The 19,319-nt window shown below is 47.0% G+C and carries 18 protein-coding genes, 2 tRNA genes and 1 riboswitch; of the genes, 5 read left to right on the top strand and 15 right to left on the bottom strand.

Features of this window, described 5'->3' with window-relative positions; translation table 11 throughout:
* Positions 1-2: 2 nt before the first annotated feature.
* The 12 genes from LUCIF_RS07270 to LUCIF_RS07215 all read right to left on the bottom strand — a co-directional run bounded on the left by LUCIF_RS07270 (position 3) and on the right by LUCIF_RS07215 (position 12,427).
* Complete coding sequence (locus LUCIF_RS07270; RefSeq protein ID WP_122627223.1) at positions 3-773, bottom strand: thiamine pyrophosphate-dependent enzyme; 771 nt, start codon at positions 771-773, stop codon at positions 3-5.
* A gap of 16 nt (positions 774-789) precedes the next feature.
* A complete protein-coding gene (locus tag LUCIF_RS07265; protein ID WP_122627222.1) occupies positions 790-1,863 on the bottom strand; it encodes a ferredoxin oxidoreductase in 1,074 nt (357 codons plus the stop codon).
* 249 nt (positions 1,864-2,112) lie between these two features.
* Positions 2,113-3,024: a phosphate butyryltransferase gene (ptb, locus tag LUCIF_RS07260; protein ID WP_122627221.1), complete on the bottom strand. Its 912-nt coding sequence runs from the start codon at positions 3,022-3,024 to the stop codon at positions 2,113-2,115.
* Positions 3,017-3,499, bottom strand: coding sequence for a siroheme decarboxylase subunit beta (ahbB, locus tag LUCIF_RS07255; protein ID WP_122627220.1), 483 nt, complete (start codon positions 3,497-3,499; stop codon positions 3,017-3,019). Before ahbB ends, ptb begins: the two co-directional genes overlap by 8 nt.
* A 15-nt stretch (positions 3,500-3,514) precedes the next feature.
* Positions 3,515-3,937: a siroheme decarboxylase subunit alpha gene (gene ahbA, locus LUCIF_RS07250; RefSeq protein ID WP_207857167.1), complete on the bottom strand. Its 423-nt coding sequence runs from the start codon at positions 3,935-3,937 to the stop codon at positions 3,515-3,517.
* 91 nt (positions 3,938-4,028) lie between these two features.
* On the bottom strand, positions 4,029-4,664 hold the full coding sequence (gene yihA, locus LUCIF_RS07245) for a ribosome biogenesis GTP-binding protein YihA/YsxC (protein WP_243638699.1): 636 nt from the start codon (positions 4,662-4,664) through the stop codon (positions 4,029-4,031).
* Positions 4,651-6,972, bottom strand: a complete 2,322-nt coding sequence (gene lon / locus LUCIF_RS07240) for an endopeptidase La (protein ID WP_122627217.1) — start codon at positions 6,970-6,972, stop codon at positions 4,651-4,653. The genes yihA and lon overlap by 14 nt, the downstream gene beginning before the upstream one ends.
* Before the next feature lie 177 nt (positions 6,973-7,149).
* On the bottom strand, positions 7,150-8,832 hold the full coding sequence (gene lonB, locus LUCIF_RS07235) for an ATP-dependent protease LonB (RefSeq protein WP_122627216.1): 1,683 nt from the start codon (positions 8,830-8,832) through the stop codon (positions 7,150-7,152).
* 143 nt (positions 8,833-8,975) lie between these two features.
* Positions 8,976-10,238 (bottom strand): ATP-dependent Clp protease ATP-binding subunit ClpX, encoded by a 1,263-nt coding sequence (clpX, locus tag LUCIF_RS07230; RefSeq protein ID WP_122627215.1) that lies wholly within the window; start codon positions 10,236-10,238, stop codon positions 8,976-8,978.
* A 12-nt stretch (positions 10,239-10,250) separates the two neighbouring features.
* Positions 10,251-10,856, bottom strand: a complete 606-nt coding sequence (gene clpP / locus LUCIF_RS07225; RefSeq protein WP_122627214.1) for an ATP-dependent Clp endopeptidase proteolytic subunit ClpP — start codon at positions 10,854-10,856, stop codon at positions 10,251-10,253.
* A gap of 21 nt (positions 10,857-10,877) precedes the next feature.
* The gene (gene tig, locus LUCIF_RS07220) at positions 10,878-12,167 is read right to left on the bottom strand and encodes a trigger factor (protein ID WP_122627213.1); all 1,290 of its coding nucleotides are present in this window, start codon (positions 12,165-12,167) and stop codon (positions 10,878-10,880) included.
* A 185-nt stretch (positions 12,168-12,352) separates the two neighbouring features.
* Positions 12,353-12,427, bottom strand: a tRNA-Gly gene (locus LUCIF_RS07215).
* Positions 12,428-12,582: 155 nt separating this feature from the next.
* Here LUCIF_RS07215 and LUCIF_RS07210 point away from each other — a divergent pair.
* From LUCIF_RS07210 to LUCIF_RS07195, 4 genes are all read left to right on the top strand, one after another.
* On the top strand, positions 12,583-13,818 hold the full coding sequence (locus LUCIF_RS07210) for a radical SAM/SPASM domain-containing protein (protein WP_122627212.1): 1,236 nt from the start codon (positions 12,583-12,585) through the stop codon (positions 13,816-13,818).
* Positions 13,819-13,820: 2 nt separating this feature from the next.
* Complete coding sequence (locus LUCIF_RS25805; RefSeq protein WP_126720581.1) at positions 13,821-14,204, top strand: hypothetical protein; 384 nt, start codon at positions 13,821-13,823, stop codon at positions 14,202-14,204.
* A gap of 246 nt (positions 14,205-14,450) precedes the next feature.
* Positions 14,451-14,587, top strand: a riboswitch (cyclic di-AMP (ydaO/yuaA leader).
* A gap of 38 nt (positions 14,588-14,625) precedes the next feature.
* A complete protein-coding gene (locus LUCIF_RS07200) occupies positions 14,626-14,994 on the top strand; it encodes a Na-translocating system protein MpsC family protein (protein ID WP_122627210.1) in 369 nt (122 codons plus the stop codon).
* 182 nt (positions 14,995-15,176) lie between these two features.
* A complete protein-coding gene (locus LUCIF_RS07195) occupies positions 15,177-17,024 on the top strand; it encodes an APC family permease (RefSeq protein ID WP_122627209.1) in 1,848 nt (615 codons plus the stop codon).
* A gap of 61 nt (positions 17,025-17,085) precedes the next feature.
* Here the strand turns inward: LUCIF_RS07195 and LUCIF_RS07190 are convergent, their stop codons facing one another.
* From LUCIF_RS07190 to LUCIF_RS07180, 3 genes are all read right to left on the bottom strand, one after another.
* Entirely contained in the window at positions 17,086-17,481 is a 396-nt protein-coding gene (locus LUCIF_RS07190; protein WP_122627208.1) for a hypothetical protein, read from the bottom strand.
* A 720-nt stretch (positions 17,482-18,201) separates the two neighbouring features.
* Positions 18,202-18,648 (bottom strand): hypothetical protein, encoded by a 447-nt coding sequence (locus LUCIF_RS07185; RefSeq protein ID WP_122627207.1) that lies wholly within the window; start codon positions 18,646-18,648, stop codon positions 18,202-18,204.
* A gap of 163 nt (positions 18,649-18,811) precedes the next feature.
* A tRNA-Leu gene (locus tag LUCIF_RS07180) sits at positions 18,812-18,894 on the bottom strand.
* A gap of 127 nt (positions 18,895-19,021) precedes the next feature.
* Between LUCIF_RS07180 and LUCIF_RS07175 the strand changes: the two genes are divergently transcribed.
* On the top strand, positions 19,022-19,319 hold a 298-nt coding region (locus LUCIF_RS07175), incomplete at its 3' end, for a helix-turn-helix domain-containing protein (protein WP_207857165.1).

Below are 19,319 nucleotides of genomic sequence, written 5' to 3'. Positions count from 1 at the left end.
GATCAGCCCTCCTTTGCCTGCGGCAGACGCAATTCGCCAACTTTAAAAAACTGCGTCATGTCTTTTTCAACGAATTCCCAGGTTTGTTTGGCATTCGTGCGCCAGTTTGTCGGACAGCTGGATAAACATTCCACAAAGGAAATTCCGTTGCCGGCCATTTGGTTTTCCAGCGCTTTTTTTAGAAACCCTTTCATCTGACGTATATTGGCAATGGTTCCCCTGGCAACATAAGCCCCTTCGGGGGCAACGGCAGCAACCATCTCCGGCCCTTTCGTCGGCGCCCCCGTCTGGTCCGGATCCCGTCCATAGGGTGTCGTTTCCGTCTTCATACCCGGTAGCGTAGTCGGTGCCATTTGCCCGCCCGTCATCCCGTAGTTGCAGTTGTTGCATAAGATAATGGTAATCCGTTCGTTCCGCACGGCCGCGTTAAATAAGTGCTGGGAACCGATCGCGTACCCGCCGCCGTCTCCCATATAAGCCACTCCGATTAAATCCGGATTGGCCCGTTTCATCCCGGTTATCACCGGAGTTGTCCTGCCATGATGGGTCTGCACACTGTCCACCGCGAAAAAATCCCAGGAAAGAAGCGAACAGCCAATATCACAGCCAAACACCATTCTATCTTTGATCCCCAGTTCATCGACAGCTTCGCCAAGGGCTTTCAAAATAATGCCGTGACCGCAGCCGGGGCAAAATTTATGCGGTTTTGTTTCCTCGTACCAGCAACTGGGCATTGCCGGTTGCAGAATGTTGTCTTCCATAAGCTCCTGCATACTTGAATCCTCCTGTCTATAATGTACTGATTACTTCCACAATTTCCTCGGTAGTAATACCGACCCCCGGCCGCAGCATGGGAACAATAGGAATGGTACTGCCGAAAATAGCCGTCTGAACCAGTTTAAGCAACTGCCCGTAAGCGGATTCCGCCACTACCATTTTCCCGGCGTGCCCAAGCACTGCTCTAAGCTGTTCCGCCGGAAACGGCCGCAGGGTGACCGGACGGAAAAAACCCACTTTGCGTCCCCGGGCCCGCAGTTGGTCGCAGGCGCTGCGGGCAGCCCGGGCCACTACACCGTGGCAGACAACCACAATTTCGGCATCCTCACACCCCATGGTATCCCATTCCACCACCTTGGGAGCCATCTCTTCCCATTCCCGTTGATGTTTCATTACTACGCTATACAACTCATCTTCCGTATTATAGGTATTACGGAGATGTCTGAATTGTTTGCCAGGACTGGTATCACCAAGAATTGTCTCCGGGTTGACCAGCTCGATTCCCCGCTCCCCGGGATTATAAATGGTAAGCGGCTCCCGCATCTTCGCCTGATAACCGTCCCCCAGGACAAAGGTCGGAAAACGATAGGTCCAGGCGGAATTAAAAGCTTTCACCGTGTAGTCGAACAATTCCTGATGCGTTGCGGTAGAGTATACAATCCGGTGCCCCTCGCCATTGCCGCCAAAGGTTGTAAGTGTCGTTTCCTGTTGCGAATAAATTACAGTGGCTGTAGACGGCCCCCCACGCTGTTGGATCACATAGACAATGGGCAACCGCATCATTTCAGCCATGCCGGCTGACTCCTGCATCAGCACATTACCGGGTCCGGCGGTAGCTGTAAACGCTTTCCGTCCGGAAAGAACGCCGCCCAGAGTCGTGAAACCGGCTGAGATTTCATCCTCGACCTGCAAAAATCGCTTTCCATATTTGGGCGCCAATCGTGTCCAATAATGCATGATCTCATTTTGCGGCGTAATCGGATAACCATACATAATATCGACATTAGCCGCCAGGGCAGCCCAGGCAACCACTTCGTTGCCGGTCATAAAAACTCTTTGTTCACCTTGCAGTGATACTTCGGCCATAAAAGCACCTCCCAGATGTTTCTGCTTCTCCTTATGTAGGTAGAGAAAAAATGCCTGCATTTTTATACTCTGCCTGTTCTATTTTTACCAATTGCTAGATTTTAATCCTTCAAAACACTGCAGCGCAGGGTTTTGGTAATGGAAAATTAGTATTTGGCAAAAAAAGAAGAAGGTAAACCACCAGCGGGTTTCACCTTCCAATGTAAAATTACTATTCATTTTGCACTACGAATGGGTAACCACTGCGTCTTATTGGTCGACGCCCCGGCCTAATAAGGCGCCCATGGCAATGGACATTAACTTGGCTTCGGGAGAATCGGCCCGCGATGTCACGACAACCGGTTTGGCCGCTCCCAATACCAGGCCGGCAATTTTACCGCCGGCGAAATAAACGAGCGATTTACCTAAGAGATTGCCTGCTTCGATATCCGGCACCAGCAAAATATCCGCGCAGCCGGCTACGGCGCTCTTGATTCCCTTATGTCTGGCCGCCTCCAGACTAATGGCATTGTCAAGAGCCAGCGGGCCATCCACGATGGCTCCTTTTATCTGCCCCCGGTCCGCCATCTTGGCCAATGCCGCCGCCTCCAGCGTAGCCGGCATATCGGGATTAATGACTTCTACCGCAGCCAGTACGGCTACTTTAGCCGGCCGTAGTCCGAGTGCAGCCGCCAGCATAACACTGTTTTGAATAATCTCGGCCTTTTGCTGCAGTGTCGGCACAATATTCATCCCGCCGTCCGTAACCATAACCAGCCGGTCAAAACCGGGAACGTCAAAAACAGCGGCATGACTGAGAACCCGTCCGGTTCTTAACCCTATTTCCTTGTCTAAAACAGCTCGCAGTAAATCGGCGGTATTGATCAGTCCTTTCATGAGGACATCGGCCTGTCCGCGGGATACCAGAGCAACCGCCTGATAGGCCGCCTGACGGTCATCCGGTTCGTTGACAATTTCCAGTCCCCGTAAGTCAATATTTAACCCGGCTGCGGCCTTCTCAATTTTCACCCTATCGCCAATCAGCACAAAATCAGCTATTTTTTCCTCTTGAGCCGCTTTAATGGCTTCCAGAACCGCATCATCCTGAGCCACAGCCACGGCTACGCGCCTTGGAGGCATGCCGCGTACCGCATCCAACACGGCCGCAAAATTTCTAAGCATTTTTCCCTACCTCCCGAAAATATCGCATACTTGTTTTTTTCCATTCCCGGGTGCTAAACAACATATCGTAGTTGTCCAAACCGGTCTTTCTGCTTAGTTCGGCGACCATGGCTTCGCATTCCTTACGCGTCCGGGCATGAATCATCACATAAAAATTGTATGGCCATTCCGGCACAGGAATGCGTGAATAGCAATGCGTAACAGCAGAACATGCGGCCATGCTTCGTCCTACCTCCTCCAGCCGTTCTTCCGGCACTACCCAGACACAGAGGGCATTGGCGGCAAAACCGACCTCCCGGTGCTGTAGTACGGCACCCATTTTACGTATTTTTCCTTCGGCAAATTGCCGTTTTAAGCGCCGTAACAGTTCCTCTTCGCCGATACCGATTTTGGCTGCGATTTGCTGGTAAGGATCAGCGCACAAAGGAAAATCGTCCTGCATGGCAATAACAATTTTTTTATCCATTTCATCCATACTTTACTGCACCTCTCAAAGGGTAAACTGAACACTGACTTTAAATTTTTTCGTGGCCGGTAAACTAATCAATTGTTCTACACCATTCAAACAGCGCACTTCCTGCAGAATTTTATCCTGTGCCGCCTGGTTCGGCGATAGCAGCGCAAACCAAAGATTAAATCTTCCTTCCCGCTCATAATTATGCGTTACACCAGGGTAACGGTTAATACTTTCCGCCACCGCCTTCATTTTCTCTGCTGCTACTTTTACCGCCACCAAGGTGCCGGTATAGCCAAGTTTGGCCGAATCAAAAAAAGGTCCGACCCGCCGAATGTATCCGTGCTCCTTTAGCCATTGCAACCGCTCAATCACTGTGGCTTCATCCGTTCCCAACTTCTCGGCTAACACGGCAAAGGGTCTATTGTCAAAGGGCAACCCGGTTTGAATTCGATTCAATAGTTGTTTGTCGAAGAGGCTTAGCATAATCTACTCCTTTAATTACTGCAAGGAAAGGGACAGTATGGATACTGTCCCTTCGCTATTGTAATCATTTTAGCAAAACTTTCCTGATTGCGTCAACTAATTCGTCCCGGCCGGTGCCCTGGACAGAAGAATAAGCAATCGGATTGCTGTTTGATTGGGAAAAAACATCCCGGATGACCGTACTCTGCTTTTTCACTTGCGAGCGAGACAGCTTATCCGCTTTGGTAGCCATAATCTGAACCGGCAGGTTATTTTCCGTTAACCACTGATGCACCATAATATCACTGTCCATGGGATGGTGCCGAATATCAATCAACTGGCAAATGAGACGCAGCCGGGGTGAATAGAGCAAATATTCTTCAATAAATCTCGACCATTGGCGCCGGTTGGCCTGACCCGTGCGGGCATATCCATAGCCGGGAAGGTCGACCAGCAAGAAGTCCAGCCGTTTTTCGTCCGCTAATTTAGCAGTTAAAACATAAAAGTTTATGGTCTGCGTCTTGCCGGGGGTTCCGCTCACGCGGGCTAACCCATGATGCCGGCAAAGGGAGTTAATGAGCGAGGACTTGCCTACATTGGAGCGGCCGATAAAAGAAATTTCCTGCCAATCCCCCGCCGGATACTGATCCGGCCGGACTGCCGACGCCAAATACTTGGCCTGAATAATCGTGAAATCCGCCTTCTCTTCAGTCATTCTCATGCACCAATGCCGCTTTTAATACTTCATCCATATGTTCTACTAAAAGAAATTCCATACTGCGGCGCACATTACCGGGGATTTCATCCAAATCCCGTTTATTTTCCTGGGGCAATATAATCTTCTTGATACCAATCCGGTGAGCGGCCAGCACTTTTTCTTTGATTCCCCCCACAGGCAATACTCTGCCCCGCAAAGTAATCTCACCGGTCATGGCAATCTCACTGCGTACCGGCTTCCCGGTTAAAGCGGAGGCTACCGCCGTGGCCATCGTAATACCGGCGGACGGCCCGTCTTTGGGAATCGCTCCTTCCGGTAAATGAATATGGATATCCGTTTTTTCATAAAATTCTTCGTCAATACTCAGCTCTTTGGCCCGGGTCCGGATATAACTGAAACCGGCCTGCGCCGACTCCCGCATGACTTCTCCCAATTGGCCGGTCAGGGTAAGTTTCCCTTTGCCTTTCATGGTGGATACTTCCACGGCAAGCACGTCGCCGCCCACTTCGGTCCAGGCCAGGCCGGTGGCAACTCCTACCTGGTGCTGCTTTTCCGCCTGGGAATGGCGGTATTTGGGCGCACCCAAAAAAGTATGCAGATTTTGCGCCGTAATTTTAACGCTTTTCCGGCGTTCTTGCACAATTTGCCGGGCTACTTTGCGGCATAAGTTGGCAATATTCCGCTCCAGGTTCCGCACTCCGGCTTCCCGGGTATAGTCCCGGATTACTTTCTGAATCGTTCCTTCGGAAAAAACAATTTGCTGTTCCGAAAGACCATGGTCTTTCATCTGCTTCGGCACTAAATAACGTTTGGCAATCTGTACCTTTTCTTCTTCCGTATAGCCGGCGATGGTAATTGTCTCCATGCGGTCAAGCAACGGCCGGGGAATGTTATGCATTACATTGGCCGTAACTACCCACAAAACGCGGGAAAGATCAAAAGGCAATTCCACGTAGTGATCGCTGAACGAATTATTTTGTTCCGGATCGAGAACTTCCAGCAAAGCCGACGACGGATCTCCCCGGAAGTCAGCGTTCATTTTATCAATTTCATCGAGAAGAAAAACCGGATTTTTAGAGCCTACAGTGCGCATCCCCTGGATGATCCTTCCCGGCAGCGCGCCTACGTAAGTGCGGCGGTGACCCCGAATTTCCGCTTCATCACGCACACCGCCCAGGGAAACCCGGACAAACTTGCGTTCCATAGCCCGTGCAATGGAGCGGGCGAGGGATGTTTTACCAACTCCCGGCGGTCCGACCAGACAAAGAATGGGGCCCTTCATTTTTTCCGTCAGCTTCCGTATGGACAGATATTCCAGAATCCGTTCTTTAACCTTTTCCAGCCCGTAATGATCTTCTTCCAGAATTGTCTCCGCCATGGAAATATCCAGCCGGTCGGGCGTTTCCTGCGACCAGGGCAATGCCAGGAGCCAGTCAAGGTATGTACGGATAACCGCTCCTTCGGCCACCATGGGCGGCATTTTTTCCAGGCGCTCAATTTCTTTATTTATTTTTTCAGCCACTTCTTTGGGTAATTCCTGTTCGCTTAGACGCTGCCGGTATTCTTCCACTTCACTGGTCCGGTCGTCCTTATCGCCCAATTCTTTCTGAATGGCTTTCAGTTGTTCCCGCAAATAATATTCCTTTTGCGTTTTTTCCATCTGCTTGCGAACCCGGACATTAATCTTCTTTTCCAGTTCCAGAATTTCCATTTCCCGGCTAAGAATTTCGCATAATTTTTCCAGCCGCTCTTTAATGTTAACAGCTTCCAGCAGGGCCTGCTTATCTTCAATTTTGAGCGACAAGTGACTGGCAATTAAATCCGACAGCCGGCCGGGTTCTTCCACGACCACCACCGAAACCAGAGTTTCCGGCGGAATTTTTTTGCTTAATTTCACCCATTGCTCGAACTGATGAATCGATGTCCGCGTCAGGGCCTCCAGTTCCGGCGTTTTGGGCTCCAGCTCATCAAATTCGTTAATTTCAACCAGATAAAACAGCTCCTGACTGACATACTCTTCAATCGAAGCCCGGTGTAATCCTTCCACCAGCACCCGGATTGTTCCGCCGGGAAGTTTTAACAATTGTTTGATTTCAGCGACCGTACCGACCGGGAAAATATCTTCCGGTTCGGGCTTGTCATTTTGAGCTTCCTTTTGTGTCGCCAGCATGATAAGACGGTCATGAACCATTGCTTCTTCTAATGCGCTGATTGATTTTTCGCGTCCCACATCCAAATGGATGATCATATATGGAAAAACTAAAATGCCCCGAAGCGGCAATAGCGGTATTTTGCGACGATGTTTAGACATGCAATGCGGCCCCCTTAATTTCGTTGTCGTCTTTCTTTAGTTTCAACTTCTGTATTTATAAATATTCTTAACGCTAATTACAAAATCCTTCCGCCATCCGGTGAAGAAAGAGCGCTAGTGAAACTATAACAAAAAACGGATGGGAACAAATTTCATCCGTTCCCATCCGTTTTGCTTTTAATTGACTCCGGCTGCCGTTAACAGGTCGTGTTGTGGCACAACGACCCCCAGATGCACCTTTTCATTATTTTCCAGCAACGCGTGTTTAAAAACTTCGTCGATATTTTCCACACCGACTACTTCGATATCCAGTCCCCGGTACATTTCCTGCCAATTTTCTTTCGGAATAATCACCTTGCGGGCTCCGGCCTGTTTAGCCGCTTCAATTTTGGCAGTAACACCGCCAACCGGTTTAACCAGCCCCCGGATGGAAATTTCCCCGGTCATTGCCACCGTATTGTCTACAGGAATTTTAGAAATCGCGGAGTAAATAGCACTGGCCACCGTAATTCCGGCTGAAGGACCGTCTATCGGTCCGCCACCGGGAAAATTAACATGAATATCATATTTTCGTAAATCAATTTGTTTATAATTCTGCAATACCGTAAGTACATTGTCCACCGAAGCCTTGGCCATGCTTTTTCGCCGCATAGTCCGCCCCGACGCGCCGATTTCTTCCTCATCCACAACCCCGGTCACAATAAATTTACCCGTATTATAAGGATTCGGCATAGCCGAAACCTCAATTTCCATCATGGTTCCCATATTGGGTCCATAAACGGCCAGTCCGTTAACAAAACCGACTTGCGGTTTAGGTGGAATTTTTTTCTCGGGACGCGGCGCATATTGGCCAAAGTTAACGACCCATTCCATATCGGTCCGGGTAATGCATCGATTCTTATTATTCATGGCAATTCCCGCAGCAATCTGAACCATATTGACTGCTTCCCGCCCGTTCGTTGCATAGCGTTTAATTACATCCAGCGCGGCTTCTTCCATTGTGCAATCAATCTTTTTTACCGCGTTTTGCGCGATGCTCCCGACTTCGTCCGGCAATAAGGAGCGAAAGAAAATTTCTACACACCGGGAACGGATGGCCGGTGGAATTTCCTGCGGCGTCCGCGTTGTCGCTCCTACCAGCCGGAAATCGGCCGGCAGCCCCTTCTGGAAAATATCATGAATATGTGTAGGGATGTTGGTATCTTCACTATTATAATAGGAACTTTCGAGAAATACTTTCCGGTCTTCCAGCACCTTCAGCAGTTTATTCATTTGGATATGATGCAATTCCCCAATCTCATCCAGAAATAAAATGCCGCCATGAGCTTTGGTAACAGCTCCCGGCTTAGGCTGGGGAATACCGGCCACTCCCATTGCCCCGGCCCCCTGATAAATTGGATCATGTACCGTACCAATCAAGGGATCGGCAATCCCGCGTTCATCAAACCGGGCTATGTTGGCATCCATCTCAATAAATTTTGCTTCTGTCCCAAAGGGTGACAGCGGATTACTTTTTGCTTCCTCTAAAATTAACCTGGCTGCTGCCGTCTTGCCAATACCGGGCGGCCCATATACCAAAACATGCTGTGGATTCGGCCCGCAAAGCGCCGCCCGTAACGCTTTTAATCCCTCCTCCTGACCGATAATCTCAGAAAATGTGGAAGGACGTGTTTTCTCCGACAATGGTTCCGTTAATGATATTTCCCGCAGCCGCTGCAACCGGTCCATTTCCTTTTTGGATTCTTTTTCTACGGCAACCCGGTTTCCCTGTTGCGAACGTAATAAATTCCAAAAGTACAAACCAATTACGATCGCAAAAAATACTTGGATCAGACTAATAATATTAACAGCATAGTCCACTTTGCTTCAAACCCCCTTTCCACAGCAATTATCTACTATTTTATTGTATTGATAGTATGGGCCGACAATCTAATTTTATCCTGGTAATAAGCGGCAGTCCCGCTATAAAAGGCAAAAAAAAATGGAGGTAAATCCCTCCATTTTTAAGCTGATTCTTCTTTTTTCTTGGCTTTGCGGTCTGCTGCTACCAAAATGGGTTCTTCTTTATTTACGACCACTTCTTTAGTAACAATACATTTCGTTATGTCGGTCCGGGAAGGAATCTCATACATAACATTGCGCATAATCCCTTCAATAATAGACCGCAGCCCCCGGGCGCCCGTATTCCGTTTCAAGGCTTCGCCGGCAATCGCCTTCAACGCATCGTCTTTAAATTCTAACTGAACGTTATCCAATTCCATGAATTTCTGGTATTGTTTTACCAGCGCATTCTTAGGTTCAACCAAAATGCGAACCAAAGAATCCTCGTCCAGCGCATCTAACGTAACAATCACCGGCAGCCGGCCGACAAACTCGGGGATCAATCCAAATTTAAGCAAATCCTCGGGTAAAATATTCCGAAGAATCTCGCCGACTTTTTTCTTTTCCCGGCTCTTTATATCCGCTCCGAATCCCATCGTTTTCTTGCCTGTACGGGAACTGATAATTTTATCAATCCCATCAAAAGCGCCACCGCAAATAAACAAAATATTGGTGGTGTCAATTTGAATAAACTCCTGATGCGGATGTTTACGTCCTCCTTGCGGCGGCACACTGGCAACGGTTCCTTCCAAAATTTTAAGCAGCGCCTGCTGAACGCCTTCACCGGAAACATCCCGCGTTATGGATGGATTCTCCGATTTACGGGCAATCTTGTCAATTTCATCAATATAGACAATTCCCTTTTCCGCCTTTTCCACATCATAATCGGCAGCCTGAATTAATTTCAGCAGGATGTTCTCCACATCCTCGCCTACATAACCGGCTTCCGTCAACGATGTGGCATCGGCAATCGCAAAAGGAACATTGAGGATTTTGGCCAGTGTCTGGGCCAGCAATGTTTTGCCGCTTCCTGTGGGTCCCAGCATAACAATGTTGGATTTCTGCAATTCAACATCATCGGCCTTAGTCCCCATATTAATCCGTTTATAGTGATTATAAACGGCTACTGCCAGCGTTTTTTTCGCTTCATCCTGTCCGATCACGTACTGATCCAAAGTATCTCTGATTTCCTTCGGCTTGGGGACATCTCTCAGTTCCAGCTCAACATCTTCACTGAGTTCTTCTTCAATAATCTCATTGCAAAGCTCAATGCATTCATCGCAAATATAGACACCCGGACCGGCAACCAGCTTCTTCACCTGTTCCTGCAACTTACCACAAAATGAACATTTTAATTGGCCCCTGTCATCCCCAAATTTTAACATGTCCTCACCTCTCTATTTGGGAGTCTCTTTGCGCCTTTCGCCCCGGACTATAAGCGAATCAATAATACCATAGTCCTTTGCTTCTTCTGCATTCATAAAGAAATCACGTTCTACATCCCGTTGAACTTTTTCTTTTGGCTGTCCGGTATGCCGGGCCAGAATATCATTACCGATTTCCCGCAAGCGGAGAATTTCTTTCGCTTGAATCTCGATATCCGTAGCCTGGCCCTGCGCCCCGCCATGCGGCTGATGGATCATGATCCGCGCATAGGGAAGAGCATACCGTTTGCCTTTCGTCCCGGCAGTTAGCAGCAAGGAACCCATGCTGGCGGCCTGACCTAAGCAAATCGTTGAAACATCCGGTTTGATATATTGCATAGTGTCATAAATGGCCAATCCCGCCGTTACCACTCCCCCCGGACTATTGATGTACATCTGGATATCCTTATCGGGGTCTTCCGATTCCAGGAACAATAGCTGGGCGATAATTAAATTTGCCATCATATCATCAATCGGTCCGCCGACAAAAACAATTCTGTCCTTTAAAAGGCGTGAATAAATATCATACGCCCGTTCGCCGCGATTAGACTGCTCTACTACAATAGGAACAAAACTCATAGAAAACACCTCGGTACTCAATTATTCTTTTACTGCACTGTCAATGATCACCTGAGCCGCTTTTTTACGGACAACGGAGTTGGCCAACGCCCCTACATGGCCTTGTTTCAGGATTACATCGCGGACTTCCTCCACCTTACGGCCATATCCTTGCGCCATGGCCGCAATCTCGGCTTCCAGTTCTTCCGGTTCGACTTTAATGCTTTCCTCTTTGGCTACCGTTTCCAGTAAAAGGTCGGTCTTTACATTATAAAGTGCAGCTTCCTGATAACTTTGGCGTAAAGCCGCCATATCCATTTTGGCATATTCCAAATACTTTTCGATACTGGTGCCGCGATTTTGCAAATTAACGCTCAAATCTTCCACCATGTTATCAATCCGATGCTCAACCATTACTTCAGGAATATCCACCGTAATATTCTCCACTGCGGCCTTGATGGCATTGTTGTGGAATTCCTGTTCAGCTTTTTGTTCGGCGTTCTGCTTTAATTTATTCTCGATGTCGGCTTTAAATTCCTGCAGCGTATCAAACTCGCTGACATCCTTGGCGAATTCGTCATCCAACACCGGTAATTCTTTCCGTTTAATATCGTTGATTTTTACTTTGAAATGCGCTTCTTTTCCCGCTAACTCAGCTACAAAATAGTCCTGGGGAAACGTCACCTGAACATCCCGTTCTTCCTCAGCTTTAGCCCCTAAAAGCTGGTCTTCGAAACCGGGAATAAAACTGCCGGAACCAACTTCCAACGGATAACCCTGCGCATCACCGCCTTTAAAAGGCTGGCCGTCTACAAAGCCTTCAAAGTCAATAATTGCAAAATCGCCTTTATCTAATATTGCATTTTCGGCAACAACCATCTTGGCCTGCCGGTTACGAAGATTTTCCAGGTGCTGTTCTACTTGTTCAGGGGTAACCTCTACTTCCGGCATTGCAACCGTTAACCCTTTATATTGCCCCAGAACAACCTCCGGCTTAGCCACTACAGTGACTTTAAAAGTCAGGTCTTCTCCTTCTTTTAAATTTACAATTTCCGTTTCCGGTTTGCTGACCGGTTCAATCTTTTGCTCCTCCAGGGCTTGCTGATAGGCTGCCGGCGCTAAAATTTCAAACGCCTCATCCAGCATTGCCTCTTTACCCAGGCGCATCTCTAAAATCTGCCGCGGCGCTTTGCCCTTGCGAAAACCGGGTATATTTACTTGGCTGGCAAGTTTACGATAGGCTTTGTCAATTGCTTTCGTAACTTCCGCCGCCGGTACTTCCATTTCTAGAACTACTTTATGATTGTCTATTTTTTCCGCTGTTACCTTCATTTATGCCATGTCCCCCTTATGTAATTGTATGATTGTCGCATTTTTTTTGCCAACCTTAGTATTACCAGAATTGACAAAAATTTAGACCCCAATCCACCATGCCCCACATCATACCATAATTGTACAACAAAAACAAGAGATATGCAAAAAACCCCAGCAGCATCCTGCTGGGAGTCTATATCTCATGGAGCGGAAAACGAGATTCGAACTCGCGACCCTCGCCTTGGCAAGGCGATGCTCTACCACTGAGCTACTTCCGCATTTGTAAATGACTTTTTCATTATATATAAACCTTTTCTTTTTGTCAAGCCAATTACTTTTCTCAACAATAGGAAACCATACTGCCGGCAGGCACCAGCCCTCCTGTTTTTGCATATTATGTACCAAACCGATAAAAGGGGGCGAACTGAGCGTTTTGTATTATCAACTGAATGGCCACTGTCAATTGGTAGAAGGAAAACTCCGGGGCGCAATCTACGATTTTCATACCGGCAAGGTATACTCGGTCAATCGTGGCGCTGTTGACCTTTTAAACGCTTGTCGTGAACATACGCTCGAAGACCTGCTTGATGTAAGCGACCCGGACGATCAAGTGTATTTGAATTTTATAGATCAACTCACAGCGAAAGGAATCGGCGCATTTTATATTAAACAGCCGCAGCCAATTACCTCAACCGCTGCGGCAACCAACGACAAACTTGATTTTCTTTGGCTGGAGTTGACCTCTTGCTGCAACAACAAATGCCTGCATTGTTATGCCGCCAGCGGGCCTTGCGTCAATCAAGACAAGATTCCTCACGAGCGCTGGCTGTCCTTAATCAGTGAAGCGCGCCAGGCAGGCGCCACCGCCATCCAGTTAATCGGCGGCGAGCCGCTCCTGTATCCCGGTTGGCGCGACTTAGTAAAAAAAGCTCACGCGGAAGGATTTGAGCTCATCGAAATCTTTACAAACGCTACCCTCATTGATGACGAATGCATTCAGTTTTTTAAAGATTACAAGGTAAGTATTGCCACAACGATTTACGCCGATAACGCCGCCGTACACGACCGGGTAACCTTGCAGCCGGGAAGCTTCGACAAGACCCTCCAGGCAATAAAAAAGATACTGGCCGCCGATATTCCGCTGCGAATCGCTTCCATTATTATGAAAGCAAATGAGGATCAAGCGGAAAATATCATGTCTTTATGCGCCGAACTGGGCGTAGAGGTCAATCCGCCCGACGTAGTCCGTCCGACCGGCAGAGGGGACGACAAAGACCTTTTACCTCAGGCTTATAAAAAGCCCCCGGTTAAACCACCGTTTCATACCGACCAGTTCTCCTTTGAAGCCGCTCAAACAAACAACTCCTGCCTGCACGGAAAACTGGCCATTACTGCCGATGGAAATGTAATTCCGTGCATCTTTGCGCGAAGTCAGATTTACGGCAACATACTTACCGCTTCGTTAGCCGACATACTTAACGGACAGCCATTACAACAATGCTGGCACCTTACCAAAGATTCCATCGAAAAATGCAAGGATTGCGAATACCGTTATGCCTGTCATGACTGCCGTCCCCTTGCTCAGGGAACCGACCCGGCTCACAACTGGCTGGCTTGCTCCGCAAACTGTTCGTATAATCCCTACACAGGTAAATGGGAGGAGGAATAACTATGTCCGATAAAAGAAAATACGACCTTCCCAAATGGGAAGAACCCCGCATGGAAGAATGGGACGAGGACGAAGGCGAGGAAGATTTTGAAGAATTAGATATAGACGACGAAGAGGAAGAATACCAGCGGCAAATTGGCTGCTTTCCTTCAAGCACGCCATGCTGGCCGATTCGCAACTGCTTTCCCCGGCCATGTCCCCCGGTCTTTTGCTTTCCGCGTCCCTGCTATCCTCATGGCTGTTATCCCCGTCATAATTGTTTCCCCCGTCAAGGTTGTTTCCCCCGTCAAGGTTGTTTCCCCCGTCAATGCTTCCCCATCGGCTGCTTTCCGCGCCCCTGCTATCCTCACGGCTGTTATCCCCGTCATTGCTGGCCAAACCGTTAACCACGCTTTTTTTCTGTATATAGCCGGAAAGACTCTTTTAAGGTGCTTTATCAGGCACCTTTTTCTTTATACAATCATTGATTGAGATGAATACTATGAAAAACAGCATACCGTATAGAAAATGATTGCAAAGCAACGCCTCGCGGCAATTTTAATCATATTTAGCGTAAACATTCGCCATAAGTACCATAAATTGCCGTTAAACCAAACTTTCTTTCTAACGTAGGTTTTGTATAATGAATATCAGAATTCAAAACGCCGAATTCCTTAGTGGAAGCGGAGGAACCAACTTCTGGGGTTAATTCTGTTCCGGACAGAAGGGATGCTTACTTTCTTGCCATCCTACCCGTCAGCTAACTTCGCAGGCGAAAGCAAGAGGTCTTAAGACCGTTAGGTCTTCTTTTTTATGGAGGAACCACAAATGCCAATTGATAAGATAAAATTGGAAACGGAAATCAGCGATGCCTTCATTAAATTTCAACGCACCTTGATTGGCCGCGGTCCCGAGGCGGCCCGTGCCTATATTATTGAAGACATGGTCTTAATTCGCTTAAAAGGAGTGTTAACTGTCGAGGAAACCCATTTGGTCAAATCATCCAAGGGGCGACAGGTCGTTAAAGAAATGCGCCAGGTACTTAGGGAAACCTTCAGCGCCGAGGCGGAAGACCTGATTTCACATCTCACGGGATGTCGCGTAATCAGCAGTCATAGCGATATCAGTACAAAAACGGGCGAAAGAGTAGAAATTTATATTCTGGATGTAAACTTGGAAAAAAAAATAAAATTATAAACGTAACTTTATGTTATCGGTGGACAATACGCAGGAGTAATTCTTTGGCGTCGTGTAGGCTGGTACGTAAGTTCCGGGAAAGCGTTTTTGCTTTACCTGCAACTTTTCGTGCCGTTTTTTTATTTTTTAGCTATCCAAATTGTTTTAAAGGTCTTATACATAGTTATATGGGGGTTATTCGTATGATGCGTATTCTCAGAAGATTATTAATTGGAAGACCATTGCATAATCAGGAAATGTCCCATGAAAAACTGCCTATCTGGAAAGCTGTGGCTATATTTTCGTCCGATGCGCTTTCGTCCGTAGCCTACGGTCCGGAAATGATCATGACGATCCTCGTTCTGCCGGGCACACTTACCTATGGGTTTATGGCACCGGTAGCGCTGGCTATCCTGATTTTGCTGACAATCGTTACACTGTCTTACGTGCAAGTCGCTAAAGTAAATCCCGGCGGCGGCGGATCTTATTCCGTGGCAATTCATAATCTTGGTGAATTGCCGGCTTTAACTGCCGCAGCCGCATTGTTCGCCGATTATACCCTGACGGTTGCCGTAAGTGTGTCCGCCGGTACCGCCGCCATCGTTTCAGCATTTCCCGTTTTAATACCGCATGAAATATCCATTGATTTATTCGTTCTCTTTGCTATTTTAATGCTGGTCAATTTGCGCGGCGTGCGGGAATCGTCCAATGCCTTTGTCTGGCCGACTTATGCCTTTATTTTTGGCATTCTGGCTTTAATCGGCGCAGGCGTCTATCAAGCGGTTACCCGAAGCGGGCCGGTTTTGCCGCCCGAATCCCTGAGCCGCCAATGGGACTGGACCGTGAGTTTTCTGCTTCTCCGTGCCTTTGCCAACGGCTGCAGCTCCATGACAGGGATTGAAGCCATCTCCAACGGTGTGCCCATGTTTAAAAAGCCGGAAATAAAAAACGCCGCTTTTACAACCTATTTAATGTCCGGCATTCTGGGTACTATGTTTGTTGGTATTTCTTTTCTAATTATGCATTATCATATCCTTCCCATTAAAGATGTTACCTGCCTGTCCGTAGTCGCAGAAAAAACCCTGGGGCGTTCCTGGGCTTATTATTACATTCAAATTACGACTATGATTGTTCTCTATCTGGCTGCCAATACATCCTTCAACGGCTTGCCTCCTCTGCTTTCCATCCTGGCCAAGGACGGTTACATGCCCCGCTATCTGGGCACCCGGGGGGAACGGCTCAGTTTCTCCAACGGCATTGTGCTGCTCAGCATTGTCGCCGGTATCTTAATTGTGGTTTATCAGGGCAACACGGACCATCTTATTTCCCTGTACGCAATCGGTGTTTTCCTGTCCTTCACGATCGCTCAGACCGGCATGGTAAAGCATTGGCGGCAGGAAAAAGGCAAAGGCTGGGTGGCCCGCGCCATACTCAACGGCTTGGGCGCGTCGGTTACGGGACTGGTCGTACTCATTATTGCCGTCACCAAATTCTTTTACGGGGCTTGGCTGGTTCTTGTTTTTATTCCGTTGATGATCTATGTATTCCGTTGCATTCATGCTCATTATAAGGACATGGCGGAACAATTGCATTTGGATTTAAATGACCTGGCATCAGATATATCGGATTCACTGGCAATTAAAAGAAGGAATACGGTGATTGTACCCATTGCAACACCGACCCGGGTTGTGGCGGAAACCTTAAAGTACGCTAAAACCATCAGTGAAGATATCGTCGCTTTGCACATCGCCACGGATGTGGAGTCTTCCCGCAAAGTCGCGGAAAAATGGAATCAATTCAACCCCGGAGTTCGTCTAGTCACGGTATATTCCCCTTATCGCTTAGTAATCCAGCCATTATTGGACTATATTGAAGAAACGGAAAAGAAAAAGCGGCCTGAAGATTATATAACCGTACTCATTCCGGAATTTCAGACAAAAAAATGGTGGCATCGTCTGCTTCATAATCAAACGGGATGGATCCTGCACACTCTGCTAATCCTAAAAGAAAACGTAATCGTCACCACCATTCCCTACCATCTAAAAAAATAACCAAAATAAAAGCAAAAGACGTTTCGCCTGTCCGGAACGTCTTTTGCTTTTACTCCGGTGATTATTTGACCAGCCGGCGAAACCGAAGACTAAACCAGTCGTGTCCGCCACTTTCTAAAGGCTGCCAGTTCTCCTTTATCAATTCATCTGCCAATACCTGCAGAGCAAGATTGTGTTCTGTGCATTTATTGCTTGGCCGGCCGGAATAAGTAAAAACACTCACTTCAAATTCAGGAGACCTTCCCGCACAATAGTTTCCCCGTGGTCCAAAAGCCTGGGCGGTAAAATGAACAATCTCCCGGGGATAGAATCCCCATTTACCATCGCACACTTCATAATTGATTTGGCATGTCTCCCACTGTGTCCCTGCCCTGGTCAAATCACGGCTTCCATTTTCGCCCGGCCGGCAAAATCCGTCCCTTTCTGCAATCCTGCCTTCATAACTGCATGCCTTCATCCAAGTCTCCCCCCTCTTATGCCATCTATTTTTGAAACATTTCAACAAATTAAATGGTATCTCCTGCCATAAAAACCAATAATCTCAATCATATCATCCAGTTTATAAAAAAACATGACAATTAAAATTCCGGCACCTTCCTTATGAATCACAAAATCCACATTTTCGCACCCTGAATTTATGATGACAATATTTCCAATTTATAGCCACAAAGTAAATAGCAAGTTTATATTTCGTTTAAAAATTCACTAAGTTTATCTTCATCAGGAGAATTATTGTCGAATGACAAAGGACTGAGAAAAGTGGACAAAACAAAAATCCCTCACCGGAATGAGGGATAAGGAGAAACACGATTTAAACCATACAGAGTTTTACATGCTGCCGGATGTAGATGTTAACAGCTGGAAGACCAGCCGTTATCAAAACAAGAGAATAATAAGATTATAATCACTATAATCAAAATTGCGCCACTGCCGCAACCACGGCCAAAGCCACCAAAACCCATACAAATTCCTCCTTTTAGCCTATTCTAATCTTTCTAACAACACATCTTATGAAAGTGGAGGAAAATCGGTTACAAAGATTAAGAAAAACCGCCGGCGCGGTCTTTTGGCTCGTAGCGCAGGGCTCAGGGAGCGTCAGAACCCGTCCGAAAGTAATTCCTACAGCCTTTTTGAGGTCTGCTCGCGCTGGATGAGTCGTCTTATCATAAGCGGAGGTTCACTCTTTTTTTTCGTACCATCTTTGATAAAGATATAAGATAGGTACCATCGAATATAGTAACAGAAAAAGACCAAAATCAGACATGCGAAGCATTTGGTAAAGTCCGATCTTTTCGAAAATAAAAGGACTGACTACAAATGCTTGAAATGCATCCATAGCCAAATTCGCTCCAAAAAACAGCCAAACATTGGGATACGTAAAATAGAATACAAAAATCGTGGCAATAGGCAAAAATCCATAATTAAAAGCCGAAATATTTGTGAGAAAAAACAAATTATGTTCTATTTTCCACCAATCGTATGTTTCAGCTAATTGCCAAGTAATTGAAGTCAAGACTAAGGTAAAAAAAGCGACTGATAGAAAACGTTTTACTCGTCTTAAATCTAATAACAATAGCAAAAACCAGGGAGTTATGAGTAGCGCCCAAGATAAAATATCGGCCATTCAAGTTACCTCCGGGATATTTTAGCTTATTATTGGCATACAAAATTGATCTTATACCAGCCTGCTTCCAGCAGATTGCACGCCATGTAAAAATTCTGACCCTTTGCATGTGCAATAAAAAATGAAGGCTTCCAGGACAAATCCTGAAAGCCTTTTTTTAATATGGTGCGGGAGAAGGGACTTGAACCCCCACGGTTACCCGCCAGATCCTAAGTCTGGTGCGTCTGCCAATTCCGCCACTCCCGCAGGTATTATATTTAACAACGTAGAATATTTTATCACCTTGTCAGACGATTGTCAATGGTAATAGTCCCGGCAATGTGTTTAACTTGTGATAATGTCACCTTGTAGATTATCGCGATAAAATGTCACTATGAACAACGAGGTGCATTATCAATTGTCCCAAAAACAACTAAACAGGTACACCATATTGCAAAAGCTTGTTGACGGAGATTTTACCCTTGCACAGGCTGCATCTAGTCTAGGCTTAAGCAATCGCCAGGTAATCAGATTAAAGAAAGGATTTATCCAGGAAGGGCCTGCGGTTCTGATTCACAAGAACACGAATTGCAAGCCTGCTCATGCACTCGGTGACGAGCTCGCGGCTAAAATCATTTCTCTCAAACAGTCCGAGCTGTACCGGGATGCTAACTTCCTACACTTTCAGGAAC

The organism is Allolucifera butyrica (assembly GCF_900476375.1).
Classification (GTDB): Bacteria; Bacillota; Negativicutes; order Sporomusales; family UPPP01; genus Lucifera; species Lucifera butyrica.
This window is presented reverse-complemented; position numbering and strand designations above follow the sequence as displayed.